Below are 26,367 nucleotides of genomic sequence, written 5' to 3'. Positions count from 1 at the left end.
GTTCAAGGATTTCATGAAGCACTCATTGATACCTACAATCTAAAAAATTACGTTCCGACCATAATGCATCCATACCCTTTTTCTATGGATGATCCACTGGGTTCTCCAGTTTACTATTCATATCAAGTCAATAATTTACTTACTTCATTACCTGCATCCAGAGGTCCTGCCAGCACTATAAATGAACTGTTGAATTTGCACGAATTGTTAGCTCATTTGCTTGAAGAAGCCAATTCGGATAGCAAAAAAATAGAAAATACCTATATTGCTGACATGGTAAAAAAAGTAAGTTTTGATTTTTTCCATAGCGATATAACTGAACAATATAGTGAAATTCAGCATACTAGCCAAATGTCAGAAAATGATCCGGCACTGATACAATTAGATTCAAAATATGGTCAACGCAAATTTGCGGAATCAGCACATTTTATTAGAGGCTGTGTAAGAATTTCTGTAGGAAACAATACCCTGATTAACAGGAAAGTCTAAAGCAAGTTCCTCAGCTTTTGAAAATATTCGTCCATTTAAAAATAAGTAATCAATGTTATTTTCTAAAAAGCAACGGATAGCATCTTCAGGTGTCTCTACGATAGGTTCACCCTTACCATTAAAAGATGTATTAAGTAGCAATGGCACTCCCGTTAAACGATAAAAATGCTGGATGAGCTCAAAAAAGATCGGATTAAGTTCTCTATGTACAGTTTGAACACGAGCAGATCCATCTACATGGGTGACGGCAGGTATCGTAAAACGCTTACCCTTCTTAACAGGTGCAACGAGAAGCATGTGCGGTGAATTATTAGCCAATTCGAAATATTCTTGGCAATATTCTGCTATAACCGCTGGGGCAAACGGGCGGAATCCTTCTCGACGCTTTACATAATAATTGATTACATCTCTTATTTCTGATCGTCTTGGATCAGCTAAAATGCTTCGATTCCCCAATGCTCTAGGCCCAATTTCGCTAGCGCCATTAAACCACGCAACAATCTTACCTTCACTAATCAATTTTGCAGCTAAAAAACAGGCATTTTCTTCTAATTCTTGCTCATCCAAATTTAAAGAAAAGCTATTAATAGCTAATTCAATTTCTTGGGGTTTATAAACCTTACCTAAATAAGGTGAAAATAATTTTCTCTTTTCAGTTGATCTAGGATGTCCTGCTAACTTATACATACCATGCATAGCACATCCAATAGAAATTCCATTATCTCCCGCTGCAGGTTGCACAAATATTTTCTCAAAAGGCGTAGATGATAAAATTTTGTAATTAGCAACTCCATTTAAAGCAACCCCACCTGCTAAACAGATATTTTTTTCTCCAGTCACTCGATATAAATATTTGCAACTATGTATTATCATTTCTTCTAACAATTGCTGATGTTTAAAAGCTAAATCTGCATATAGTTTAAATAATTGTCCACTATTACAAGAAACCTTAGCATCAGCTATCATATTTTTGCATAAGTTAAAAATAGAGCGATTATCAATGCTTATTTGCCCATCTGAGCATAATTGAATATATTCACGAATGATATTTAATTCTGGCCTGTCTTCTCCATAAGAAGCTAAGCCCATTGTTTTCCCTTCACCAAAATGTCCTAAGCCGATAAGAATAGTAATATTTTGATAAAATACACCCAGTGAGTTTTTAAAAATAATATGCGTGTCTTTTAACCTACTTATTTTTTCAGCTTCAGTAAAGTCTGAATAACCTACTACAGTATCAAATACCTGAATTCGATTGTTATTGCCTTGAGCAAACATCATGCATTCTGATTTGCCATCTGTATAAGTTCCATAACCATCTAAAACTAAAATTGCCGCATTAGCAAAAGGAGAAGGATAAAAAGCACTAGCAGCATGTGCTAAGTGATGGTTGATGAAACAGGCTTTATGTCTGAATGGTAAATCATTGTATAGACTTGAAATAACGATATTATCTATTTGGCTGAAATCCATATTTGCGGCATCTAAGCAATAATTGATGCTGCGCATATATTTCTCTTCGCGAACTGCCAGTGTAAATTTTTCTATCTCACCATTAAAGTGTTGTCCTTGCTCCTCTATAGTATACTTGTTTGGATCTAACACCATATTGTGCTTAATTCGTGTTAACCTCTCCTCTTCAATAGCAAAAATTTCTTGATTATCCTTCATTAAGCAGACTGATGTGTCATGAGTCACGTCCCCAATACCTAGTATGTTCATAAATCACCTCTTATGGATTTTTTGAAAGAGAAAATGGATTTCTCAATAGGGAGGCTGCCACTAAGCTGATAAAAAATGCAATCGGTAAAATAAACATGGCATGGCAATAGCTCACTGCCGGATAAGTTTTAACTTGGTTAATCATGATTGCATTTGAATGCAGGTCTAATATCCAACCAAAAAATGGCTGTGCTAGAGCCCCAGTGCACATAATTATTAAGCAAGCAATGCCAAGTGCTGTACCGCGCGCCATAGGATTACTTTCTGCTACAACGGCGTATCCCAAGACTTCCGTGCTACAAAAAAAGCCTAATAGCAAAAATAGGACTCCTAATTTAAAAGTGGATAAACTTGGTAGTAAAACAATTATTAATATGGTAGTTAACGCACCTAAAGCACCTATTAACATGGGTGTTCTACGCTGCTCAAAATGATCTGATACCCAACCAAAAAGCGGAGAACCCAGGATTAATCCTACAAAAAGCATTGAAACTATATTTGCAGCCGCTATTTTTGATACCTGATGAACATGGATGATAAATCCGCTTCCCCACACTGCTCCCAACACAGGTACCGGTAAATTAAGCAAGCTGGTATAAATTCCTGCCAACCAGGTTTGTCGATTGTAGACAGCTAATTTTATTTTGTTTTTAATTTGTGCCCTAGATGTTAAAGAGTCTTTTTTCTTATGAAAATTAGCTGTATTAGGCAAACCTATTAATATAAACAAATAAAAAAACAAACCCATGCCAACATACATCCATAATACTGTCCGCCAATCATAGATTTGTACTAATAACGTCAAAGGAGTTTGTGCAACTATTCCACCTAGCATCGCAAATGTCACAATGCAACCATTCACTAATGCAAGTCTTTTTGATGGAAAATTTTCTGCAATAAGCCTTAAACAACTTTGAAATGCAAAAGCACCACCTAAACCAGAGACAAATCGGCAGACTTGTGCTAGATGAAGATTCGTAGTCATGCTAAGAAAAAATGTTCCCAGCATCGAAACCATCATAGACACTAAAATAAGTTTTTTTGTTTCAAAATGATCTAAAAATATTCCAACAGGAACCAACATGAGAATTAAAGCATAAAAATAGCAAGCAGATAAATTGCCAAGCTGAGTAGCATTGATTGCAAATGCTTGCATCAGCGCAATGCTTAGGGCATTGAACATGTTCATTTGAACAAATTCATAGAAGAAAAACAGCGATCCCAAAAAACAAATAAGCCAGGGATTTATAAGCTTATTAGTCTTGGAATGAGATAGGTTATTTTTGATGGAATCCATTGGATATTCACCTTATATAATGAAGAGTTGACGAGGTGTTCACCAACTTTTTGCAAGAACAAATAAGGATATTCCTTGATTGCGATAGCAAAAGAAATCAGAAAAAATTTTGATTTTATTTAAAATTATAGCGTAAAATTTTTAACATCATAAAGTTAAAAATGTTTAAGTTTTTTTAAGATTCTCCAGTTTTAATCGAATCCTCTTTTGCATTATGTTTAATAGTTATTTCAAAATACTCTCTTAGTTCTTTTGCCGCTGGAAAATTATTTGTTTCAAAATAACTCAAAATTTTATCTTTAACCCATATTAGGAGTTCTGTATATTTAATCACTGTATCATAGTCTAAGAAAATTTTTTATATCTTCAAAATGGACTCTTTCTTTCTCCCAAATATAGAGTAAGCAAGTTTTTTCAAATAAGTGTGAGAGCAAAAATTTTGCAAGGATTTTAGTTACGAAGCTAAACATAAAAATAACTGAGGCACTGCACATAATGGCAATGAAAAATATTGAGCAGCTTGCCAGGTGAAATATATGGATGTTACATGCAGGAAGATGAAAAATGAGATTCATTACATAACTTTTTAATTCAATTAAATTCATAATACCCCTCTAAGCTTTAAAACCAATAATTACCATACAAAATCTCAAAGCAGATATAGAATACACTATTTTGATTGACCAAAATGTAGCCATGGAAGAAAATATATTTTTTTAAGGAGGCCTGGTTAATTTATAAACAAATTATTGCCTTTTTTAACTGGGATTTTGATTGTATTTAGTAAAACCATATTTAATAAGCGTTGCACGGGTGGTCAGGGTCATTTCTCACCAACAGCATCATTTTTTTACCCAAGTCCTAAAGTCTAATACCCACTGCAAACTCTTATGGTGTAGACGGTGGCCCCGCCCCAGGTTCCCCACCATAGATTAAAGGCTTTGGTACCAATGGCCGCTCAATGTGCCCAAGATTAATATTTATAATGGGATGATTGATATCATTATTTCCCGTGCAACCTATGGTAAAACGTGGCTTTGCAGCATCAACATCACAGCTAAGGTCATAAAATCTTACACTACCTTGGGTATATTGCGCATTTTCCGCATACTCCCAACGCGCCACTTCATATTCGCCATAAGGTTCTTGTGCAGCAACGCGAAACTTTACAAACAAATGTGCGGGAAAATCTGCTCTTCTAATTCGAAAAGTATATTTGCTATGTGCATATAAAGTCTGATCTTCCATCCTCTTGATATCCTGCAAACACAGCCTCTCTGAAAGTGGCTGCTGATCCTCCATTTCGGGTATTTCGTCTGAATTACTATAATCTTGGGGTAATACGACACTCACATTTTGTCCCAAATTGTTGTTGTGAGTTACCACAGTCGGTGCAATAGGCTCAGTCCGATCTGGATTGGAACGCACATAGGATCTATAAGCTCTTGGCACTACAATATTCAGATCCGCATCACTATCATTTTGTATAGTGACATATAGAGGAGCTAACACTAACGGATACCGACCCGAACAAATATCCGGCGGCTGCATCGCATTTACATCTGCGACGGTAGGGGCTTGCGCCAAAGCTATCGACATCATACAAGAACTTGCTAGCAGCTGAACTGCCACAATGAACTTATTTTGCATTTTTCGCATATTCCTTATGCTCCTTGAGGTACTTTAGTAATAATATAGCATATACCTGGAGCATTTGAGATTTAGAACCGCCGTTCCTCGGCCGGGACGGACGACGCGCGAGAAGGTCTAGGGTATGTACACATCATTTGCGAGCTACCCCCACAGAAACCTACTCAATCATTCCATCCTGAGATATTATGTTAAATATAACTACTCACCCTGGTATACAAATCTATGGAATTTACTCCCCTCACCGCCATCTCCCCCCTGGACGGGCGCTACAGCAGCAAACTGTCTGAGCTCAGACCCATTTTCAGTGAATACGGCCTGCTACGCTTCCGGCTGTTGGTTGAAATCCGCTGGTTACAAAAACTAGCGCAAACCAAAGAAATCGCCGAAATACCTTCTCTAAGCCTTAAAGCACAAGAACTGCTAGAGAATATTTATACCAGCTTTAGCATCGAAGATGCTGCCAGAATAAAAGCCATTGAAACCACCACCAACCACGATGTCAAAGCCCTAGAATACTTTTTGAAAGAACGCATTACCCATAATCCAGAGCTAGCCGCCATCAGTGAATTTATCCACTTTGGCTGCACTTCAGAAGATATCAATAACCTGGCCTATGCTTTAATGCTAACCACCGCACGCGAGCAACTCCTGTTGCCTTATATGGATCGTATCGTAGATACCTTAAAGCAACTCGCACACCGCTATGCCGAACAACCCATGTTGTCTCGCACCCACGGCCAACCCGCCTCACCCACTACCGTTGGCAAAGAATTGGCTAATACCGTCATGCGCCTTGAGAGACAACGCCAACAACTACAACAAGTGGCCATTTCCGGCAAAATGAATGGCGCAGTCGGTAATTTTAATGCCCACCTCATCGCCTACCCAGAAATAGACTGGCCAAAACTCACCTGCCAATTCGTCGAAGGCCTAAACCTAACCTGGAATGCCTACACCACGCAGATTGAACCACACGACTGCCTGGCAGAATTCTTTCACGCCTTAATGCGTTTTAATGTCATTTTGCTGGATTTTAATCGCGATATTTGGGGTTATATTGCTTTAGGCTACTTTAAACAAAAAACCAAAGAAGGCGAGATTGGTTCATCTACCATGCCTCATAAAATAAACCCCATTGATTTTGAAAATGCTGAAGGCAATTTAGGCCTAGCCAACGCTATCCTCGATCATATGGCTGCCAAATTACCCATCTCGCGCTGGCAGCGTGACTTAAGCGATTCGACAGTATTACGCAACTTAGGCGTAGGCATAGCCCACTCCCTACTCGCCTATCAGGCTACACTCACCGGCTTAAATAAACTTGAATTGAATACTGAAGTACTGCAGGCTGACCTTGATAAAAACTGGGAAGTACTGGCTGAACCCATCCAAACAGTCATGCGACGTTATGGCATTTCCCAACCTTATGAGAAACTCAAAGCCCTAACGCGAGGTAAAACAATTGATGCAACCGCTTTACTAAACTTCATTGACAGCCTAGACTTACCTGTTGCGGTTAAAACTTCTTTAAAGCAGCTGACACCTAAGACTTATATTGGCAATGCGGATGAGCAAGCTAAAAAGAGTTAGTCTAAAATGTAACCATTCGCCACTTTCAGCTACGGCTGTAAGAGGAATGTAGATTGCTAACATAACCCAGCGTATTTTTTTAGTTCAAGGAACGTAGCGAGAAAATACCCAATGAAATCCCGTTTTGCACAATGGTTAATTCAAAAATTCAGCAAATGGCTGCTACATGAACCACCACAACAGCCCTCATTTCTTTACGATTTTGAAAAAATCCGTTTTGAAATTAGGCCGGCCGATGTACTGCTCATTGAAGGACGTAATCGCGTCAGCCTCATTATCCGACATATTACCCATAGCACGTGGACACATTCCGCGCTTTATATCGGCCGCTTGTATGACATCGAAGATATCCAGCTGCGCAGCCACATCAAAAAATATTATAAAGGCTCCCCAGATGAGCAGCTAATGATTGAGAGCATCATGGGTCGTGGTACTATCATCACCCCGTTATCACGTTACAAAAATTACACCGTGCGCATCTGTAGACCACGCGGCCTTTCCCATGATGATGCTCAAAAAGTCAATTCGTATGCCCTCCATCATTTGGGTATGCGTTACAGCTTACGTCATATCATTGACCTGGCGCGCTTTTTATTCCCATGGGGGTTTATGCCTAGGCGATGGCGCTCCAGTTTATTTGTGCACAATGCCTTAAAACCCACAGAAGAAATCTGCTCATACCTTATCGCCAGTGCTTTTCAATCCGTGCATTTCCCTATTATTCCTGAAATTATTCGCGATAAATCAGGACTTACGCTAGTCAGCCGCAACCCCAAGCTCTATACCCCAAAAGATTTTGATTACTCACCTTACTTTGATATCATTAAATATCCTTTACTACCTTTAGGTGAAGGAATGTACCGCTATCTGCCTTGGAAAGAAGATGTATTAAGCGGTACCGAGTACATCCGCTTTGTCAAAGACGTCTCTCCCGGCCATTACACCACTGCCGCTAATGAAGACAAACCTGTGAAGCCATTTATCTCCCTGAAACATCTAAAGGCTGATGCAGAAGCTGAGAATCAACATCCAAAAGATAAAAAAAGCCATCCTGACAGTGATGAGGAAAAATCTAATTTAGATAAATAGTAACTGCTCACCCCCTTTGAAAAAGGGGGGCGCAGGCCACACGGCCTGCGGGGGATTTAAAGAGTTTCCATATTGTCAAAGTGTTGAATATGCTCCATAAATCCCCCTTAATCCCCCTTTTTCAAAGGGGGAGTTACGATAAATAAAATAATTGTGCTTTTAAACTCGGAAACCCAACATGCTGAATTTCACTATAAAAACCAATCCAACAACCCAAGCCAAATGGCTAGAAACCTCACTCAGCGGTAAACCACTTCTGACTACACCCCAACTCAACAAAGGCACCGCTTTTTCAAAAGAAGAACGCCATCATTTCGAACTGACCGGCAAATTACCTATACATATTGAATCGCTGGAAACGCAATGTGAACGGAGTTTTTTACAATACCAATCCTACGACAGCCCACTGCAAAAAAACATCTATCTGAATAAATTACACGATACCAACCAAGTATTATTTTATAAGCTCCTGCAGCAACATGCTGCCGAAATGATCCCCATCATCTATACGCCAACAGTCGGTATCGCCGTCGAAAAGTTCAGCCGTGAATTTCAGCAAGCGCGCGGACTTTACATCTCTTACGAAGATCGGCATATCATTGAAGAAATTCTGGATAACCGCAGCAACCCCGAAATTGACCTGATCGTAGCTAGCGATGGCGGCGGCGTATTAGGTATAGGCGATCAGGGAATTGGCGCAATGCTAATTCCTGTGGCTAAACTCATGGTCTATAGTATTTGCGGTGGTATTAATCCACTACGCACCTTGCCCATCCTATTGGATGCGGGCACAGATAATGAAGCCTTGCTACAAGATCCATTTTATCTTGGCTCCCGCCATGGTCGCATATCCGGCGAGCAATATGATGAATTCATTGAATTATTCATTCGCGCAGTCAAAAAGAAATTTCCTAAGGTGTTCCTACACTGGGAAGATTTCGGACGTGATAATGCACGGCGAATTTTACAAAACTATCAACATCAAATCTGCTCATTTAACGATGATATTCAAGGGACGGGCGCAACCACTTTAGCCGCCTTACTTGCCGCAGTTAAAAGCACACAATCCACTTTAGAACAACAGCGTATTATTATTTTTGGCGGTGGCAATGCCGGCACCGGCATTGCTGACCAGTTATTCGATGCTATCGTCAGAACCGGTGTCGCCCCTCAAGATGCAAGATCACGATTCTGGATCATTGATAAACATGGTTTGTTAATCGACACCATGCAGGACTTAACTCCAGCCCAAAAACCCTTCGCCCGCCCAGCATCAGATGTCGCCCATTGGCCTTCTGGCGGTAAAGCAGAAATTTCCTTATTGGAAGTTATTAAACAAGTACAACCCACCGTGTTGATCGGCTGCTCCGCCCGGGGCGGCGCTTTTACGCAAGAGATTATTGAGACGATGGCAAGCTTGGTGGCACAACCCATTATTTTCCCGCTGTCCAATCCGACTGAAAAAGCCGAAGCCACTCCCCAAGATGTACTCAATTGGACACAAGGCCAAGCTTTAATTGCCTGCGGCAGTCCTTTTCCACCTGTTTCTTTTCAAGGAGAAACACGCCGAATAGCCCAGTGTAACAATGCCCTAATTTTCCCAGGAATGGGCTTAGGCGTTATCGCTGTCAAAGCCAATCGCGTTACCGATAACATGCTATGGGCAGCCTGCGAAGCCCTAAACCGCTGCGCCCCCATCCATGACGACCCTCATGCGCCATTATTACCTAGCATAGACCAGGCTCATCAATCAGCTCGAGATATTGCCATTGCCGTTGCAACACAAGCTTTGGCCGATGGTGTCGCCACAATGCCATCTGGCGCTACCATTATCAGTTGTGTAGATTCTCAATACTGGTTTCCTGAATATTTGCCATTTCATCGGGTTGATGGTTAAAATATAAACACTTCAACTTTTTGAGAAACCCATTATGTCCCAGTTTTTTTCCGAACTCGGTAATGATTCACGAATTATCGCTGAGGGAGCTACAAGTAGAGCTAATGGGCTTTTCCAGTTTGTAAGAAATATAAATCCTCGACATGCAGCCATCTATGCAGCAAATACAACTATCATTATGGGACTTATCGTATTAGTAGGAGGACTGATAGATCAAGTCTCACATTCAACTCAATTATCTGAAACTAGATCCAATGATCTGATTGTCATGGTAAGTGGCGGATTAGTAGCGGCGCTTGGCACTGTTGGGAGGTGTGTATTGGACGATTGTGGCGTCGGAGATGAGGATGAAGCTGAAGCTGACCGTCAATTGGATTATCACATCGTGTAATGATGACTGAATTAGTCTATGAATGCTTTAGATAAGGCTAAAGTTGACTGCGCTTAGGAGCAGTCCAATTCCTTCTCTCCTTGGAACACTATTGAATACCTCCTCAGTTTAAGTGCGCCCCCCACATAGCTGTCATCCTTCGCTTGCGCTCAGGATGACAGCTATGTGGGGATGAGCAATTACCTCTAGAACAATGGATTATTCTTCGAATCCTCTTCCTTCTTGATAAATTCAATCCATTCTTTAGTTTCTTTAGAATCTTCATTCAACTGCAACGCCCGCTTAAACTGCGCTTGAGCCTGCTTCACTTCACCTGCATTGTAGAAACAGATCGCCAAGTTATACACAGAATTAAACTGTTCACCATAAAAGTGAATAGACTGCTGATAATAATAAACTGCTTCGCTATAACGTCGCAGCGTATGAAACACAATACCAATATCAAACCAGACATCGTAAATCTTCGGCATATAATAATAATTGCTTGCCAGTTCCGGCATGTGATTGGCTAGATAAATTTTGGTTTCATGCTCAGCATCAGGTAAAAGACTAATAATCTGCTTGCTGATTTTCCCGAAAATGTGTGGGTCCCAATCAGCAAAAGCCATATGCGCAGCCAGTGAATTAATGGGGCAATGCTTGAAGTTCTCTCGAATATTTCTATGCAGCGCAAAATAATCACCTGGACTCAAACGCTCCACATGCTCATAAACAGCATTTGCAAACTCAGGTAATTCATCCAGATCGATACCGACATAAAATGCTGCAGTATTGACTTCAGCACGTTGGGTTTGCAACACGGATTTACCACCGGCTAATTCAAAATATTTAGCAATGGCATGGAAATTCACCATCGTGGAGAAGCTGCCATGGAAAGCGATATCCGGAGTGCCCAGGTTTTCAAGCTCCTGAATATATGAATAAGCTTTATCCGTGGAAAGCAAAAATAATTTATCATTACTTAATTTTTTCAGATTGGAAAGCGCTATCAACCCAGCCGTTGGGAATAAGAAATGACTGCGACGAATTCCGGCATCACGATAGCTGAGCAAGGTCGCATTGATAGTGGGATCTTCATAATAATTTTCATGTAAATCGCCATTTTCATACTCAATCTTTATTTCTTCCATGCTCACCGGTTTGCCATTGACGATATTTGAGCGGTCAGTGGACAAGGTCACTAATGAAGCATAAAGCTGACTATCAGTGATTGCGAAGGCATCTTGCGATACGGTGTCGAAAATATAATTAGCAAATACAATGATGGGATTGGCTACACTGCCGGGTGTTAATACTGTCCCTGCATTTTTCAAAGTCACTGTAGTGTCTTTTTCCATATCAAATAAAGCAAAATCTAACATTTTGCTATCAATATATTTTTGCAGACCTGGGTGTGTCTCCCAGTATTTCAGGTTACTACCGGCATAATCCGTCATGACATAACAAATCTTAATATCTTCTAAGCGCAGGCGCTGAATAATACGCATCATGCGATTTAAGGTATGGAAACTTAGAATACCTGATCCAGTACCTAATTCAATAATATAAAACGGATGCTGCTTAGCTTCAGGGTGTTTTTTAACCCAGTCTTGCATCAGGCGCATACTCATTGAAGCATAGCATCCTGCAAGAAAGGGATTGCTGGTAGCATAAAATGGGACATCATTGACCCAAGCATCTACACCTTCTTTATCAAAATAACGCCGCTGCATTTCCCAAAGATAAGATTCGGAAAATTTTTTATTTTTTTCGATAATGACATGATTTAATTTTGACATATTTTAAAACACCTTGTTAATCAACAGTTTACGAGATTTACTTCCAGGTAGGCAATAACTACACTATCAGCAAAAGAAGAAGATATAACCATTGCTTAGCCGGACCTAATAAAAGTATAGGTGATTCTAATACTTTTACGTAGCTGCTTCTCCCCGAATATCCCGGCATGGCTTTTACTTGAATGGTTACCAATACAAACAAAACCTTAACACGCCAAACTGAAGGAAATCTTAAGAATATTAAGGCATTTGCGGTTTTAAGAAAATTGTATTCAATTAAAACAAAGGGTTACAACTGTCATCTTTACTTTATGTTCAAGATGACAATTCAGATTGAAAATGCTTACGACAAGTAGAAATATACCGTTCATTGCCACCAATTTCGACCTGATTCCCCTGGGTAATCACATGGCCATGCTCATCTATACGCTGATTCATAGTCGCCTTCCTACCACAAAAACAAATTGTTTTAATTTCAATCAATAAATCAGCCCATGCCAGTAAATATAAGCTCCCAGGAAAAGGTTCAGCCCTAAAGTCAGTGCGAATGCCATAAGCCAACACCGGAATATTTAACTGATCGGTAATGTGACACAGTTGCCGCACCTGCTCCTTAGTTAAAAACTGTGCTTCATCCACCAAAACGCAACGGATATTATTATTGGCCAAAAACGCTTGGTTAACTTGGTCAAATAAATTATCTTCTTCAGCAAAAACTATCGCCTCAGAACTTAAGCCAATCCGCGAAGTAACTTGACCTGCTGCAAACCGCGTATCCAGTTTCGGCACGAATATTAATGTATCCATCCCGCGTTCCCGGTAATTATAACTGGACTGCAACAGCATTGTCGTTTTGCCAGCGTTCATTGCAGAATAATAAAAATGTAACTTAGCCATTTTTCTTTCCTTTATCCTCGATCTATCACCAAACTTTTAGCCGGGAGTTTCCTTGCCACAAAAAAAGCCAATACTGTGAGCACCGCAATCACATACATAGCAGTGCTAAATGCCGACATATACGCATGGGCTGCTGCCCTGTGCACTGCTTCTTCACTTAAGCCTGCAATCTGCAGATTTGTCGTGCCTGCCAGCACAGTATCCAAATGTCCAATATTTGAAGTAGAAATTTTCAAGTTATGTTGCGTCATCCAATGTATAAACCGATAATTACTCAATGCTGAAATAACACTACCAATTACCGCCAGCCCAATTGAACCACTCACCTGACGAATGCCATTAGCAATGGCAGAAGCAATACCGCCCTTAGCATACGGAGCTGAGGAAATAATCGTCGTAATACAACATAACGTGATAAAAGGTATACCAATACCAAAAATAATAAATCCCGGCAGCAACCACCAAACACTATTTTGCCCAACAAAAAATGCAATCCACACACTACCGATGACAACCAGCATAGTTCCAAGACTTATCGGCAAACGCGGGCCGTAACGATCTAAAAAACGACCCGCGATGTAAGAACACAATAACACCGGAACCTGTGCAGATAGCAGGATAAGACCAGTTTTCCCAGCCGATAAACCCAACACCACCTGCAAAAATATCGCCCAAAAAATAATGCAAACAAACAATCCTTGCATCAGACTTAACACAAATAACGTGCGTGAAAAAGTCGTATTTTTAAATAAACTTAATTCCAGAAATGGATAAGTCTGACGCCGCTCTATCCAAAAAAATATCACCCCACTTACCAAACATAATGCAACGCAAAATAAAATAACATAAGAACTCCAGCCCAAAATCCCGCCCTGCATCAGCGCAAATACTAGGCTGACAATAGCTATAGTGAAAGAGGCAAATCCCCACCAATCAAAAGTTTCACCCGCATTGGTTCGCACTACATCTTTTGGCACCACAAACAGAGCAATCAAGATACCCAGCAAAGCCAACGGAAAATTAATCCAAAAAATCCAGCGCCAGCTTAAATACTGCACCAACAAACCACCCACAGACGGCCCCAAAACCAAGAACACCGAAGCACCAGAAACATAAAGCCCAGCCATTTTGCCAAATTCATTGCCAGGAACAGTACTGCGAAACAATGGCGTACCCGCAGGCAACATGAAAGCCGCCCCCACCCCTTGCACAACCCGACTGATGATAAGCCAGGTGACTGATGGCGCCATAGCACACGCAATCGAAGACAAAATAAACAGCGTCATACCGCCCAAAAAAGCCCGTCTATGCCCCCACTTGTCACCCAGCTTACCGCCAAGAATAACCAGTACCGCCAAACTTAATAAATACGCATTGACCACCCACTGCAACGCATCCTGAGAAGTATGTAACTCTCGTTGGATACTAGGCAAAGCCACCGGCAAGGCCGACTGATCCGCCATCACCATAGCCAAGGAAAGCGTAGTTGCAGTAAATACCCACCATTTGGGGTTGCGTGTGATATGACGAAACATGAAGAAGAATCCCAGAAAATCTTGAGATTATAGCGGGAGGAGGCCGCTAATTAAAACTACTACCGAGTAAAAAATTTTGAATTGATGATTCACTACTTTTGTGCTACTTATATGGAGCTATCAAATGATTACTGTAAATATACGCAAACAAGGTGGCGCTGCTATTATCACTATTCCTGCTGATATCCTTAAAATATTAAATCTCGAAATTGGTACCACATTGGAACTGGACATCGAAAAAGAAGGTTTTTTTGCTAAACCCATCACCCATACAACGCGTAAACGCTACACACTACAAGAATTGTTACACGGAGTGACCCCAAAATATATGACTACTCTCAATGCAGAAACTGCTTGGGCACGTGAAGGGAAGCCTAAAGGACGTGAAGTCATATGACTCAACATCGCCGCGTTGTGGAATGCGTATCTACAACAATAATTCAAAAATGCTAATTTAAATTTAAGTTGAATTGGATTTGCGGACTGAATCCTGAGGAATATTTTCTTTCTCGCTTAATAATTCTTCATCACCAATTGTTGGTGTATTTTCCAACGTCTTTTTTAATTGTACGCTCGCCCATTGCGTTACTTTTTCAGGACTTGGAAATGTACCATGACTGCTTAATAATTTAGTTATTCTGTCTTTTTCCAGGTCAAGGAATTGGGAATGATTATCAGTCAAACTCTGGTTTTCATTTCTCATATTTTCTATCGTTTTTCTTAAAGAGGATGCATATAAGTTTTTATCCTCATCCTGGGTAGGTCCTCTAACAAAAGTTATACCTAAACCATCAAGTGATTGTTTCACCGCTATGCCATCAGCCAGTCCACTCGACATTGCTTTATGTTCTGGGGGAAGCGGTTTTCCATCAATAATAGCTTGTTGCTCTGCTATTATACGCTGAAGACCTTGCAACCATTCTATAGCTTTTTCAAGTGATTTCGATTGACTGGCATCACGAGCTATTTCTTGTATTCGACGTCTTTGCTCTTCTCTTTGAGAAACATCGGTTATTTTAGTTAAATTAGCCATAGCTTTACTAACATTCTCGACCAAAAACTTTTCATAAAGTCGCTGTTCAACTGAAACTTTTTTTTCTTCACTCATAAATTGTTCTCTCTTTTTTAAAATTTTGCCCACAAATAATATCTGGATTATATCATTAGAAACTCTTATCCTGTAATCACTGTCCCCATCCCCTCATGGGTAAATATCTCTAACAACAACCCATGCGAAATCTTGCCATCCAAAATATGCACCCGCGATACACCTTGCTTAAGCGCCTGCACACACGCAGTTAGCTTAGGAATCATACCCGTCTTAAAATGCTCCGACTGTAAGCCGGCCTGTATCGCATTCACATCGATAGCATCAATGCGGGTGTTAGGATCATTGATATCCGCATACAATCCATTCACATCACTTAAAAATATTAACTTCTCAGCAGCCAACGCACCTGCAACCGCACCAGCTACCGCATCGGCATTGATATTATAAGCTTGCCCGTTACTATCCATACCAATTGGTGCGATGACTGGAACAAAACCCGAGGTAATTAAGGTGTTCAATAAAGTTACATCCACCGCATCCACCTCACCTACCAAACCTAAATCTTCCGCAGCAGACATATCATGCGCTTTAGGGTTATATTTTTTCGCACGCAGCAACCCACCATCTTGACCGGCGACCCCTACTGCTTTTACCCCTTGCTGATTCAATGCACTTACTAAAGAAAAATTTATTTTTCCCAACAACACCATACGCACCACTTGCATGGTTTCTGCATCAGTCACACGCTGACCGTTTGAAAATCGCACTGCTAACCCTAAACGCTCGCATAGTTCAGAAATTTCAGGACCACCACCATGCACGATCACCGGACGCATACCGCAAAAATGCAGTAACGCAATATCTTGCATGACTTGATTGACCCGCGCCAAATCAGTCATAGCAGCGCCACCATATTTAATCACCACCGTCTTGCCATAAAAACAACGTATGTACGGCAGTGCTTCTACCAAATGATCCGCTTTGGCAATAATAGAATGCATAACTTTTCTAGCTCCTGTAAGAGGCATTGATCTTGACATAATCATAGGTCAGGTCACAGCCCCAAGCCGTAGCTTGTGCCTCCCCCACTCCTAAATCTGCACTGAGTTTTACTGTTTTTTGTGAAAGTCGCTCTCGAGCAGCCTCTTCGTCAAAGGCCAAAGCTTTGGCATTTTCAAACAAATAGATATCATCAATGGCGACTTTCAGTGTATTAGAATTGAGCTGGATACCTGCCGCACCCAAGGCACAAGCAATACGCCCCCAATTCGCATCTTCACCGAAAACCGCACTTTTCACTAAGGGCGAACGACAAACTGCACGCGCAGCGATACGTGCCTCACTCAGCGTAGCGGCACCTGACACAGTCATCTCAATTAACTTGGTCGCACCTTCACCGTCTTGTGCGATTTGCTTAGCCAGATATTCACACACAAAGCGCAATGCTTGAATAAATATCAATCCATCCACGCTATTCAAATCAGAAATCTCAGCATTCTCCGCCATACCATTGGCCAACACTAACACCATATCATTAGTCGAGCTATCGCCATCGACGCTAATCATATGAAAGGTGTCTTCATTGACCTGCATCAATGCCTGCTGTAATGCTGACTTGCTGATAGCTGCATCCGTAGTAATAAAAGCCAGCATAGTTGCCATCATGGGATGAATCATGCCCGAACCTTTAGCAATCCCACCCATGCGTACGGTTTTACCCGCTAGAGTGAATTCCACCGCCACTGATTTAGTAAAGGTATCCGTAGTCAAAATCGCCTTTGCCGCTGGTTCCGATTCTTCCGCTAACTGTTGTGCCGCTTGCAAAATACCAGCAGAAATTTTGTCCATCGGCAATGGCACACCAATTACACCAGTACTGGCAACAGCCACTTGGGTTGCATCCAACTGTAAACTGCTAGCAGTGATCTCTGCCATAGTTTGTGCATCAATTGCACCCTGAATGCCAGTACAAGCATTGGCATTACCGCTATTAATCACGACCGCTTGCAGCGGATGATGGCAATGCTGCGCTGTGATAATAACCGGAGCTGCTTTAAGTTGATTAATAGTAAAAACCCCAGCCGCATTAGCAGGTTTTTGGCTATAAATTAATGCGACATCTTTTTTTTCTGGTTTGCGTTTTATGCCTGCATACACCCCAGCTGCCAAAAAACCCCTGGGTGCACAAATACTATTGTCAATGATTTTCATAAAGCTACTCCAAAATTACGGATAACGAATTTGCAAATTATCAAGACCCAGTGTTTCTTTAAACCCGCACATCAAATTCATATTTTGCACCGCCTGCCCCGCAGCGCCTTTCACCAAATTATCAATTGCACCTAAAACAATTAAGCGTTGGGTTCGTGTATCAACGCGCACAGCAATGTCACAAAAATTACTACCGGCCACGTTTTTACTTTGTGGCAATGCCGCATCAGAAAATACACGCAAAAACGGCTCTTTTTGATATTTGCTATGATAAATATCCTGCATATATTGTTCTGACAACGGGGTCAGTAATTTAAAATACGCTGTGACTGCTAGACCGCGTACCAACGGCACCAGATGTGGAGTAAATTGAATGCGTAAACGTTGCCCGGCCACTTTGCTCAAAGTTTGCTCTATTTCCGGTGTATGTCGATGATCTCCTGCCACTTGATAAGGTTTAAAATTCTCCGCAGTTTCACAAAAATGGCTATTCAAAGACAGTGAGCGTCCAGCACCAGACACACCGGATTTTGCATCAAAAATGAAATCATTCATAGCGATCACTCCAGCCATAATTGCCGGAATAGCTACCAAAGCAGCACAGGTGGCATAACAACCCGGATTAGCTACCAATTTAGCCTGTGAAATTGCCGCGCGCATACCCGCTTCCGGCAGCCCATAAACTGCTTGCTGTAATAAATGTGCCGGCGGCGGGCTTAGTTGATACCACTGCTGATAATCTCTGTTATTCTGCAACCTAAAATCTGCACCCAGATCAATAATTTTTTTACCTGCCGCCAGCAATTTCTCCACAATCGGTGTGGCATGACCATGCGGTAAAGCAATAAATACCAGCTCACAGGACGATGCAGCCATTTTTTCAATATCGAGTTTTTCACCCATGAGGTTAATCACATTTTTCAAATGCGGGTAAACCTGTGCCAACATCTCTCCGGCAAATGACTCAGTCGTGACACATTTAATTTCTACTTCTGGGTGTGCATTCAGAATGCGCAATAATTCTATGCCGGTGTAACCGGTGACTCCGATGATACCAATCTTCATCCTGTGTACTTCCTCTTAGAATAGACTTGCATTTTATCCAAAACTGAATAATAATTCATTTTTTATGAATAATTATTCAACCATAAAAACCAGCGGGAAGCAACTGCTTTGCCCCCGATTGAGGCAAAAAGATGAAATCACCACAGCATTATCTCACGGGAGAAGAACTAAGCTCCCAACAAACCCATAGCATTCTAAAGAAGGCGTTGCTACTTAAAAAAAATCGTCATCAAAATAACCTTGAACCCCCATTGCAAGGACAGCACCTAGCCTTGCTGTTTGATAAACCCTCTTTGCGTACTCGATTTAGTTTTACGATTGCCATGCGTGAATTAGGTGGCAATGTAGTGGAAAGTTTGTCGGACACCCGCAAAAAAGAACAGCCTGAAGATCAGGCCAAAGTATTAGGCGGCTATTGTCAGGCCATTATGGTACGGACTTTTGCTGATGATTACCTAGAACGCATGGGCGCAGCTTCACCGGTTTCCATTATTAACGGCTTATCTAATTTGCATCACCCCTGCCAAATTCTCGCGGATATGCTGACATTGCTTGAAGTATATGGCGCACTATCAGGGTTAACCTTAGCCTATATCGGCGATGGCAATAACATATTACACAGTCTATTATTAATCGCCCCAACCCTCGGCGTGAATGTGCATTATTGCTGCCCAGAATCGCGCGGCCCAGATGCTTCGATCCTGGCGCGCGCCAGCAAAAATGCCAACCCAGGAACCATTAAAGCATTTAGCAGTCCTGAGCAAGCCGTGAATACTGCTGACGCCGTCTACACCGATACCTGGACCAGCATGGGATTTGAAGGACAGAACCATGAATATTTATTCAATGGTTTTCAAGTAGATGAACAGCTGATGGCAAAAGCTAAAACCCAAGCCGTTTTTATGCACTGCTTACCTATGGAGCGCGGCAAAGAAGTCAGCCACACCCTGCCTGACCTGCCTTGCTCGGTGATTTTTCATCAAAGCGAAAACCGCTTACATGTACAAAAAGCATTATTACTGCATTTACTTGCAGCTTGATATAAACCTACAACACACACCCTGGAGACATCATGAACAAAAAAGTTATTCTAGCTTACTCAGGCGGACTTGATACTTCATGTGCCATTAAATGGTTGCAAGAAAATTATGGCCTTGACGTCATCGCGGCATGTGTCGATGTCGGCGAAGGCAAAACACTGTCAGCGATTGAACAAAAAGCCTTACAAGTGGGCGCGCAAAAATGTTATATCCTGCCCTTACAAGAAATCTTCGCCGAAGAGTATATACTGCCCGCACTCAAAGCCAATGCCTTGTATGAAGGCGTTTACCCGTTAGTCTCTGCGCTCTCAAGACCTCTAATTGCCAAAACCTTAGTAAACATTGCAAAAACGGAAGGCGCCGTAGCCGTAGCGCATGGCTGCACCGGCAAAGGCAATGACCAGGTACGTTTTGATGTCGCCATTCATTCTTTAGCGCCTCACCTGCAAATTATTGCCCCACAACGTGAAAATCCCACTTCACGCGAACAAGCGATCCATTATGCTAACCAACATAACATACCACTACCCGTTGACTTGGATAATCCCTACAGCATAGACCAGAACCTATGGGGACGCAGCTGCGAATGTGGCGCACTAGAAGACCCTTGGGTTGCGCCCCCTGAAGGTGCTTATGCATTAACCCAATCAATTGACAATGCACCGCTTAACGCTGAAGAAATCACCATTGAATTTGTACAAGGAAAACCTGTTGCACTGAATAATCAGACATTAAGTCTGACCCAGCTGATTGCTGAATTAAATATAATTGCCGGCAAGCATGGTGTTGGCCGCATTGACCATATTGAAAATCGTCTAATCGGTATTAAATCACGTGAAGTTTATGAGGCACCCGCAGCCATCGCTTTAATCACAGCGCATAAAGCCTTAGAAACTCTCACATTGGTGCGTGATGTTGCCGCGTTTAAGCCATTAATTGAACAACGCTTTGCCAATCTCATTTATGAAGGACTCTGGTTCTCCCCTTTACGTGAAGCTTTGTCAGAATTTATCAACGCTACACAGAAAAACGTCACCGGCAAAGTGCGCATCAAATTACATAAAGGACATGCAATTGTGGTGGGCAGAGATTCGCCTTTTTCTTTGTACCAAAAAACTTTAGCAACTTATAATGATGAGGATCAGTTTGATCACCATGCTGCACTTGGGTTTATTAAGTTGTGGGGCTTGCCTACACAGATTTATCAGTCGGTGCATGAACCGGCGCGTGAGTCTGAAACGGTTTAAATATTTTCTCACAGCCTATTACAGCCCTAGCTTCTTCCCTTCTCCCACAAGGGGAGAAGGAAAAAAGCCACGGCTGTTAGAGGAAAGAAGTCAAGGCTGTAATAGAACTCTCAGGAGATTCAACCTATGCAACAAAAACTCTGGGGCGGCCGTTTCACCACACCAACCAGCTTAGGCGCCGAAAGCTTTTTAGCATCCATTCATTTTGATTGCGAACTAGCCAGCGATGATATTTTAGGCAGCATGGCACATGCCGCCATGTTGGCACATTGCGGCATTATCACGGCCGAAGAAAACTCACAGATACAACACGGCCTGCATACCATTTTTGAAAAAATTGCCGCCGGCAATGCTGAATTCAATATCCGCGATGAAGACATCCATATGAATATCGAGCGTATGCTCAACCATCTTATCGGTGAAACTGCCGGCAAATTACATACCGCTCGCAGCCGCAACGATCAAGTGGCCACAGACACACATTTATATTTACGTCGACATATCATTGCCATCACCGATTTGTTAACTAAACTCAATGCAACGCTGCTTCATCAAGCGGAACAACACCAAAATGTGATCCTGCCCGGATACACCCACCTGCAACGCGCTCAACCCATCTTATTGCCGCTACATTTTTTAGCCTATAGCGCTATGTTTGCCCGAGATTGCGCCAGGCTCAAAGATAGCTGGTCACGCGTTAACCAATCACCCCTCGGTGCAGCAGCTTTAGCGGGTACTCGCTTTCCCACTGATCCGCATTACACCGCACAGAGTTTAGGTTTTGACGGCGTATATGCCAACAGTTTAGATGCCGTCAGCGACCGTGATTTTGTGGTGGAATTTTTAGCCGCCGCTTCCCTCATCATGGCGCATATTTCTAGGCTGAGCGAAGAATTGATTTTATGGAGCAGCCAAGAATTTAACTTTATCCGGCTAGATGATGCCTGGTGCACTGGCAGCAGTATCATGCCACAGAAGAAAAATCCCGACATCCCAGAACTGGCACGCGGTAAAACCGGCCGCGTCTATGGTGCACTACTCAATGTCCTAACGCTGCTGAAAGGCCTGCCTTTAGCTTACAATAAAGATTTACAAGAAGACAAAGAACCGCTGTTTGATACAGTCAAAACTTTGCGCGACATCTTAGCTATATTTTCACCTCTGCTAGCCACCTTAACCGTCAATACCACACAAATGCGCACCGCTGTCGATGCAGGATTTTTAAACGCAACCGATTTAGCAGATTACCTGGCACAAACTGGCCTACCTTTTCGCACCACACATCATATTGCCGGCAAGATGGTAGCGTATTGCACGGAAAAAAAATGTCGACTCGAAGATTTATCACTGCAAGAAATGCAGCAATTTGCACCGCAAATTACTGCTGATGTTTATAAAATATTGGATATAGAAAATATTGTAGCAACACGCGAAAAATTGGCTACAAATAAACACAATGCTGTGACGCAACAATTGGCGTTATTTAAAACTATTATCTCCCATGACCAAAAGTGGGTTAGCGATAAACAGGCTTTACTTGATAAAGTACATAAAAAATTTGATCTACCTGTTCCACATCAAAACTTACTGATCGAAAAAATATGACACTCTAGGGGGAAAATTTTTTAACTTGCAAGTTAGCCAAACTACGATAATGCTTCATATTACCTGTTACAATTTCTTCTCCATGATAAATAGAGGTTGCTGCAATTAAAGCATCAGCTAACTCAATTCCATCTGCTAATGAATGATTCTCCAATAGATGGATAGCATGAAGATTAATATTTTCATTAATATAATGAATACGAATTCTGCTGGCCTGTAAAAATTTATTCAGCAGATAAAGTTCTTGTTTATTTTTTACACCTTGTATCAGTTCCATCAACGTTACAGCACTTATGCTAACATCCATGCTATTATGCAAAATTTTTTTTGCTGCCTCGTTGCCACGAAAATACCAAATCAAAACATCTGTATCAAAGATCATGCACTCTGCCCTTTCGAAGTTTTCTAACATATTGATCCACATCCTTTGTAGTGACATCATCACGCCACATACCGAAGCCATAATCTTCCTTGATAGTATCCGAAATTTTGATAGGTACAATTTTTGCAATTGCACGATTACGTGAATAAACCACTACTTCTTCACCATGCTGTACCGCTGATAGTATTTGCTTCATAAAATTCCTAAGCTCTCGAATAGATGTTTTCATATTAATTATCTCATTTATTGTGTACACCTATAAGTATACACAAAACCATCAAATTTGCAAAACCCCATAAAGTCCAATACACTGATTTCATTCCTTCAAGGAGAGCCACCCATAATGAAAATCCTGGTTTCAGTCAAACGCGTTGTCGACTTTAACGTGCGCGTGCGGGTTAAAAGTGACCTAAGCGGAGTTGAGACCAGCCATGTCAAAATGTCTATCAATCCTTTTGACGAAATTGCCATCGAAGAAGCCATCCGTTTAAAAGAAGCTGGCATCGTAACTGAAATCATTGCCGTATCTATGGGGAGCATAGCCTGTCAAGAAACCTTGCGCACAGCCTTAGCCGCAGGTGCTGATCGCGCCATATTGGTGCAGACCGATCAGGAACTGCAGCCATTAGCAGCAGCTAAATTATTACGCCAAGTCGTTAAAAAAGAAGCCCCCGACCTGGTACTCATGGGAAAACAAGCCATCGATGATGACTGCAACCAAACCGGCCAAATGCTAGCCGCCCTGTTAGATTGGCCGCAAGCCACATTTGCCTCCCAGGTGAAAATTACCAACCATACTGCCGAAGTAACACGCGAAGTCGATGGCGGCCTTGAAACAATCAAAGTACAATTACCCGCTGTCATTACCACCGATCTACGCTTAAACCAACCACGTTTTATTTCTTTGCCCAACATCATGAAAGCCAAACAAAAACCACTGGAAGTGCTCACACCCGATGTGGATATCACGCCACGGCTCATTACCCAAAAAGTTGAACCGCCACCTGCCAGAAAAGCCGGCATCAAATTAAGCTCAGCACAAGAATTAGTCGCAAAATTAAAAGAAGCAGGTGTCCTGCAATGAACACGCTTATTCTGGCCGAACATGATAACCAACAGCTTAAACCTGCTACCTTAACTGCCATTACCGCTGCAACGGAATTATCTGCTGAAATATCCCTGTTAATTGCCGGACACCAGTGCACACAAGTAGCTGAACAAGCCACCAAAATAACCGGAATTACCCAAGTTTTAGTCGCAGACAATGCCGTATATGCACATGGCCTGGCAGAAAATTTAGCCGCATTAATCGTAACGCAAGCCCAAAATTTTAACTATATCCTCGCTGCTGCTACCGCCTTCGGCAAAAATATCCTGCCACGTGTTGCCGCATTATTAGATGTCGCACAGATTTCAGACGTGGTACGCATCATCAATGCCGATACTTTTATACGCCCCATTTATGCCGGCAACGCCCTTGCTACTGTGCAAAGCCAAGACACGATCAAAGTACTGACTATCCGTACCACTACATTTGCGCCAGCCACTATTGGGACCAATACCGCCCCCATCACCGCTATCACCACAGTGATTGAGAACAAAAGTAGCCAATGGCTATCATTGAAGCAAAGCGCTCAAGAACGACCCGAATTGACTGCAGCTCGAGTAGTCATCTCAGGCGGCCGCGGCTTGCAAAATGCGGAAAATTTTAAACTCCTCAATGCCATCGCCGACCGCCTCAATGCCAGCATAGGCGCTTCACGCGCCGCAGTAGATGCAGGATTCGCCCCCAACGACTGGCAAGTTGGCCAAACCGGAAAAGTTGTTGCACCCGAACTCTACATCGCCATTGGCATCTCCGGCGCCATACAACATTTAGCCGGCATGAAAGACAGCAAAGTCATCGTCGCCATTAACAAAGACCCGGATGCCCCCATTTTTCAAGTGGCGGACTTTGGATTGGTAGGAGATTTATTTCAAATATTACCTGAGCTGGAGAAGGCGTTGTCATAACTAGTTGCTGGCACGAAACTCAAAAAAAATGCACGTCGTCCCGGCAGGAAGCTGAGATCCAGCTGACAGGGGAGTTAAAGTTTCGCTTTCCTGCGACCTAGATCCCGGCATCCATGCCGGGACGACGCTTTTGCATTTCGCGCCAACAACTAACTATTGCAGACATTTTTAATCCTTAAGGAGCTATACATGTTAATCGGCATACCCAAAGAAATAAAAAAAGGTGAATTCAGAGTAGGCATGGCACCCAACAGTGTGCATGAAGTAGTCAGCCAAGGCCATAAGGTCATCGTTGAAAAAGGTGCTGGCGAAGGCATTGAGTGTCACGACACAGACTATGAAACCGCAGGCGCCGAAATCGTCAGTTCCGCGCAAGAAATCTTCTCCAACGCTGACATGATCGTCAAAGTCAAAGAACCGCAACCCATAGAATGCCAATGGCTACGCGAAGAACAGATTCTATTTACCTATTTACACTTAGCTGCAGACTCCGAACTCGCCAATAGTTTAATCAAAACCAAATGCATCGCCATCGCCTATGAAACTGTCACTGATGCACGCGGAGGTTTACCCTTACTGTCACCGATGAGCGAAGTTGCCGGCCGTCTTGCCATTCAAGCAGGCGCCCAAGCACTAGAAAAAATGCGCGGCGGTCGTGGAGTGCTATTAGGTGGTGTGCCTGGCGTTGAACCGGCTAATGTCGTTGTCCTTGGCGGCGGAGTGGTCGGGACTAACGCCGCACGCATGGCGATGGGACAAGAAGCACGCGTCACCGTACTAGATAGATCTCTACAACGCCTGCAAGAACTGGATTTCCAGTTTGGCTCTAAAATATCCACTATTTTTGCCACCCGCGCTGCGATACAACAATATGTTCTGCATGCAGATTTAGTCATTGGCGCAGTATTAGTGCCAGGCGCTACCGCACCTAAACTGCTAACCCGATCCATGCTCAGCAAAATGCATCCCGGTTCAGTCATCGTCGATGTGGCGATTGACCAAGGTGGTTGCTTTGAAACCTCCCATCCCACCACACATGACAACCCCACTTTCGTGCTAGATGGTGTGGTGCATTACTGTGTTACCAATATGCCAGGGGCAGTTCCACGCACTTCTACCTTCGCCTTAAATAACGCCACTTTACCTTTTATCATTACGCTGGCGAATAAAGGGGTAAAAATTGCTTTAAACGAAAATCCCAATCTGTTAAACGGTCTTAATATTTACAAAGGGAAGGTCACCCATCCTGCAGTTGCTGCAAGTCTCGGGTTAGATTACATACCACCTGGAGAAGCCCTTGCAGGAAATGCTTAATGACTTTCTGTCTTCTTCTCTAGCGGCATAGGCGAGCTCCCTCTCCCGTCTGTGACCCATAGGTATTTCCACAAATCCTTCTCCCCTTTGTGGGAGAAGGA

The 26,367-nt window shown here is 42.3% G+C and carries 24 protein-coding genes; 12 read left to right on the top strand and 12 right to left on the bottom strand.

Features of this window, described 5'->3' with window-relative positions:
• Window positions 1-63 precede the first annotated feature (63 nt).
• A complete protein-coding gene (locus VHE99_10335) occupies window positions 64-489 on the top strand; it encodes a hypothetical protein (protein ID HVV69409.1) in 426 nt (141 codons plus the stop codon).
• Here VHE99_10335 and VHE99_10330 read toward each other — a convergent pair.
• The 3 genes from VHE99_10330 to VHE99_10320 form a co-directional block, all read right to left on the bottom strand.
• The gene (locus tag VHE99_10330; protein HVV69408.1) at window positions 418-2,211 is read right to left on the bottom strand and encodes a carbamoyltransferase C-terminal domain-containing protein; all 1,794 of its coding nucleotides are present in this window, start codon (window positions 2,209-2,211) and stop codon (window positions 418-420) included. The two genes, VHE99_10335 and VHE99_10330, sit on opposite strands and share 72 nt — an antisense overlap.
• A gap of 10 nt (window positions 2,212-2,221) precedes the next feature.
• Window positions 2,222-3,508 carry an MFS transporter gene (locus tag VHE99_10325; GenBank protein HVV69407.1) on the bottom strand — a complete coding sequence of 429 codons (1,287 nt, stop codon included), beginning with the start codon at window positions 3,506-3,508 and terminating at the stop codon, window positions 2,222-2,224.
• Between the two features lie 888 nt (window positions 3,509-4,396).
• Complete coding sequence (locus tag VHE99_10320; GenBank protein HVV69406.1) at window positions 4,397-5,167, bottom strand: hypothetical protein; 771 nt, start codon at window positions 5,165-5,167, stop codon at window positions 4,397-4,399.
• A 216-nt stretch (window positions 5,168-5,383) separates the two neighbouring features.
• On the opposite strand from VHE99_10320, the gene purB reads away from it, so the two are divergent.
• The 4 genes from purB to VHE99_10300 all read left to right on the top strand — a co-directional run bounded on the left by purB (window position 5,384) and on the right by VHE99_10300 (window position 10,128).
• A complete protein-coding gene (gene purB / locus VHE99_10315) occupies window positions 5,384-6,751 on the top strand; it encodes an adenylosuccinate lyase (protein ID HVV69405.1) in 1,368 nt (455 codons plus the stop codon).
• Window positions 6,752-6,862: 111 nt separating this feature from the next.
• A complete protein-coding gene (locus VHE99_10310) occupies window positions 6,863-7,840 on the top strand; it encodes a YiiX/YebB-like N1pC/P60 family cysteine hydrolase (protein ID HVV69404.1) in 978 nt (325 codons plus the stop codon).
• A gap of 178 nt (window positions 7,841-8,018) precedes the next feature.
• The gene (locus VHE99_10305) at window positions 8,019-9,737 is read left to right on the top strand and encodes an NAD-dependent malic enzyme (GenBank protein ID HVV69403.1); all 1,719 of its coding nucleotides are present in this window, start codon (window positions 8,019-8,021) and stop codon (window positions 9,735-9,737) included.
• Window positions 9,738-9,771: 34 nt separating this feature from the next.
• Window positions 9,772-10,128 carry a hypothetical protein gene (locus VHE99_10300; protein HVV69402.1) on the top strand — a complete coding sequence of 119 codons (357 nt, stop codon included), beginning with the start codon at window positions 9,772-9,774 and terminating at the stop codon, window positions 10,126-10,128.
• 185 nt (window positions 10,129-10,313) lie between these two features.
• On the opposite strand, the gene VHE99_10295 is transcribed toward VHE99_10300, so the two are convergent.
• The 3 genes from VHE99_10295 to VHE99_10285 all read right to left on the bottom strand — a co-directional run bounded on the left by VHE99_10295 (window position 10,314) and on the right by VHE99_10285 (window position 14,338).
• Complete coding sequence (locus tag VHE99_10295; protein ID HVV69401.1) at window positions 10,314-11,906, bottom strand: hypothetical protein; 1,593 nt, start codon at window positions 11,904-11,906, stop codon at window positions 10,314-10,316.
• Between the two features lie 315 nt (window positions 11,907-12,221).
• Window positions 12,222-12,803, bottom strand: a complete 582-nt coding sequence (locus VHE99_10290; protein ID HVV69400.1) for a thymidine kinase — start codon at window positions 12,801-12,803, stop codon at window positions 12,222-12,224.
• An 11-nt stretch (window positions 12,804-12,814) separates the two neighbouring features.
• Complete coding sequence (locus VHE99_10285) at window positions 12,815-14,338, bottom strand: MFS transporter (protein ID HVV69399.1); 1,524 nt, start codon at window positions 14,336-14,338, stop codon at window positions 12,815-12,817.
• A 124-nt stretch (window positions 14,339-14,462) separates the two neighbouring features.
• On the opposite strand from VHE99_10285, the gene VHE99_10280 reads away from it, so the two are divergent.
• Window positions 14,463-14,735, top strand: a complete 273-nt coding sequence (locus VHE99_10280) for an AbrB/MazE/SpoVT family DNA-binding domain-containing protein (GenBank protein HVV69398.1) — start codon at window positions 14,463-14,465, stop codon at window positions 14,733-14,735.
• A 63-nt stretch (window positions 14,736-14,798) separates the two neighbouring features.
• Here VHE99_10280 and VHE99_10275 read toward each other — a convergent pair whose 3' ends face one another.
• From VHE99_10275 to argC, 4 genes are all read right to left on the bottom strand, one after another.
• Window positions 14,799-15,446 carry a hypothetical protein gene (locus VHE99_10275; protein HVV69397.1) on the bottom strand — a complete coding sequence of 216 codons (648 nt, stop codon included), beginning with the start codon at window positions 15,444-15,446 and terminating at the stop codon, window positions 14,799-14,801.
• A 65-nt stretch (window positions 15,447-15,511) separates the two neighbouring features.
• The gene (gene argB / locus VHE99_10270) at window positions 15,512-16,390 is read right to left on the bottom strand and encodes an acetylglutamate kinase (protein ID HVV69396.1); all 879 of its coding nucleotides are present in this window, start codon (window positions 16,388-16,390) and stop codon (window positions 15,512-15,514) included.
• A gap of 7 nt (window positions 16,391-16,397) precedes the next feature.
• Window positions 16,398-17,600 carry a bifunctional glutamate N-acetyltransferase/amino-acid acetyltransferase ArgJ gene (argJ, locus tag VHE99_10265; protein ID HVV69395.1) on the bottom strand — a complete coding sequence of 401 codons (1,203 nt, stop codon included), beginning with the start codon at window positions 17,598-17,600 and terminating at the stop codon, window positions 16,398-16,400.
• A gap of 15 nt (window positions 17,601-17,615) precedes the next feature.
• Complete coding sequence (gene argC, locus VHE99_10260; GenBank protein HVV69394.1) at window positions 17,616-18,665, bottom strand: N-acetyl-gamma-glutamyl-phosphate reductase; 1,050 nt, start codon at window positions 18,663-18,665, stop codon at window positions 17,616-17,618.
• Window positions 18,666-18,796: 131 nt separating this feature from the next.
• On the opposite strand from argC, the gene argF reads away from it, so the two are divergent.
• The 3 genes from argF (at window position 18,797) to argH (ending at window position 22,557) form a co-directional block, all read left to right on the top strand.
• Complete coding sequence (gene argF / locus VHE99_10255; protein HVV69393.1) at window positions 18,797-19,705, top strand: ornithine carbamoyltransferase; 909 nt, start codon at window positions 18,797-18,799, stop codon at window positions 19,703-19,705.
• 29 nt (window positions 19,706-19,734) lie between these two features.
• Window positions 19,735-20,952, top strand: a complete 1,218-nt coding sequence (locus VHE99_10250) for an argininosuccinate synthase (protein ID HVV69392.1) — start codon at window positions 19,735-19,737, stop codon at window positions 20,950-20,952.
• 126 nt (window positions 20,953-21,078) lie between these two features.
• Window positions 21,079-22,557 (top strand): argininosuccinate lyase, encoded by a 1,479-nt coding sequence (argH, locus tag VHE99_10245; GenBank protein HVV69391.1) that lies wholly within the window; start codon window positions 21,079-21,081, stop codon window positions 22,555-22,557.
• A 4-nt stretch (window positions 22,558-22,561) separates the two neighbouring features.
• On the opposite strand, the gene VHE99_10240 is transcribed toward argH, so the two are convergent.
• The gene (locus VHE99_10240; protein HVV69390.1) at window positions 22,562-22,939 is read right to left on the bottom strand and encodes a type II toxin-antitoxin system VapC family toxin; all 378 of its coding nucleotides are present in this window, start codon (window positions 22,937-22,939) and stop codon (window positions 22,562-22,564) included.
• The gene (locus VHE99_10235) at window positions 22,929-23,168 is read right to left on the bottom strand and encodes a type II toxin-antitoxin system prevent-host-death family antitoxin (protein ID HVV69389.1); all 240 of its coding nucleotides are present in this window, start codon (window positions 23,166-23,168) and stop codon (window positions 22,929-22,931) included. Before VHE99_10235 ends, VHE99_10240 begins: the two co-directional genes overlap by 11 nt.
• Before the next feature lie 114 nt (window positions 23,169-23,282).
• On the opposite strand from VHE99_10235, the gene VHE99_10230 reads away from it, so the two are divergent.
• The 3 genes from VHE99_10230 (at window position 23,283) to ald (ending at window position 26,266) form a co-directional block, all read left to right on the top strand.
• The gene (locus VHE99_10230) at window positions 23,283-24,023 is read left to right on the top strand and encodes an electron transfer flavoprotein subunit beta/FixA family protein (GenBank protein HVV69388.1); all 741 of its coding nucleotides are present in this window, start codon (window positions 23,283-23,285) and stop codon (window positions 24,021-24,023) included.
• Complete coding sequence (locus VHE99_10225) at window positions 24,020-24,952, top strand: FAD-binding protein (protein ID HVV69387.1); 933 nt, start codon at window positions 24,020-24,022, stop codon at window positions 24,950-24,952. The genes VHE99_10230 and VHE99_10225 overlap by 4 nt, the downstream gene beginning before the upstream one ends.
• A gap of 189 nt (window positions 24,953-25,141) precedes the next feature.
• Complete coding sequence (gene ald / locus VHE99_10220; GenBank protein HVV69386.1) at window positions 25,142-26,266, top strand: alanine dehydrogenase; 1,125 nt, start codon at window positions 25,142-25,144, stop codon at window positions 26,264-26,266.
• The last annotated feature ends 101 nt before the right edge of the window (window positions 26,267-26,367 follow it).

The organism is Gammaproteobacteria bacterium (assembly GCA_035546635.1).
In the GTDB taxonomy this organism is placed as follows: domain Bacteria; phylum Pseudomonadota; class Gammaproteobacteria; order JAURND01; family JAURND01; genus DASZWJ01.
The sequence above is the reverse complement of the archived record's forward strand: the minus strand, read 5'-3'. Positions and strand labels throughout refer to the sequence as shown.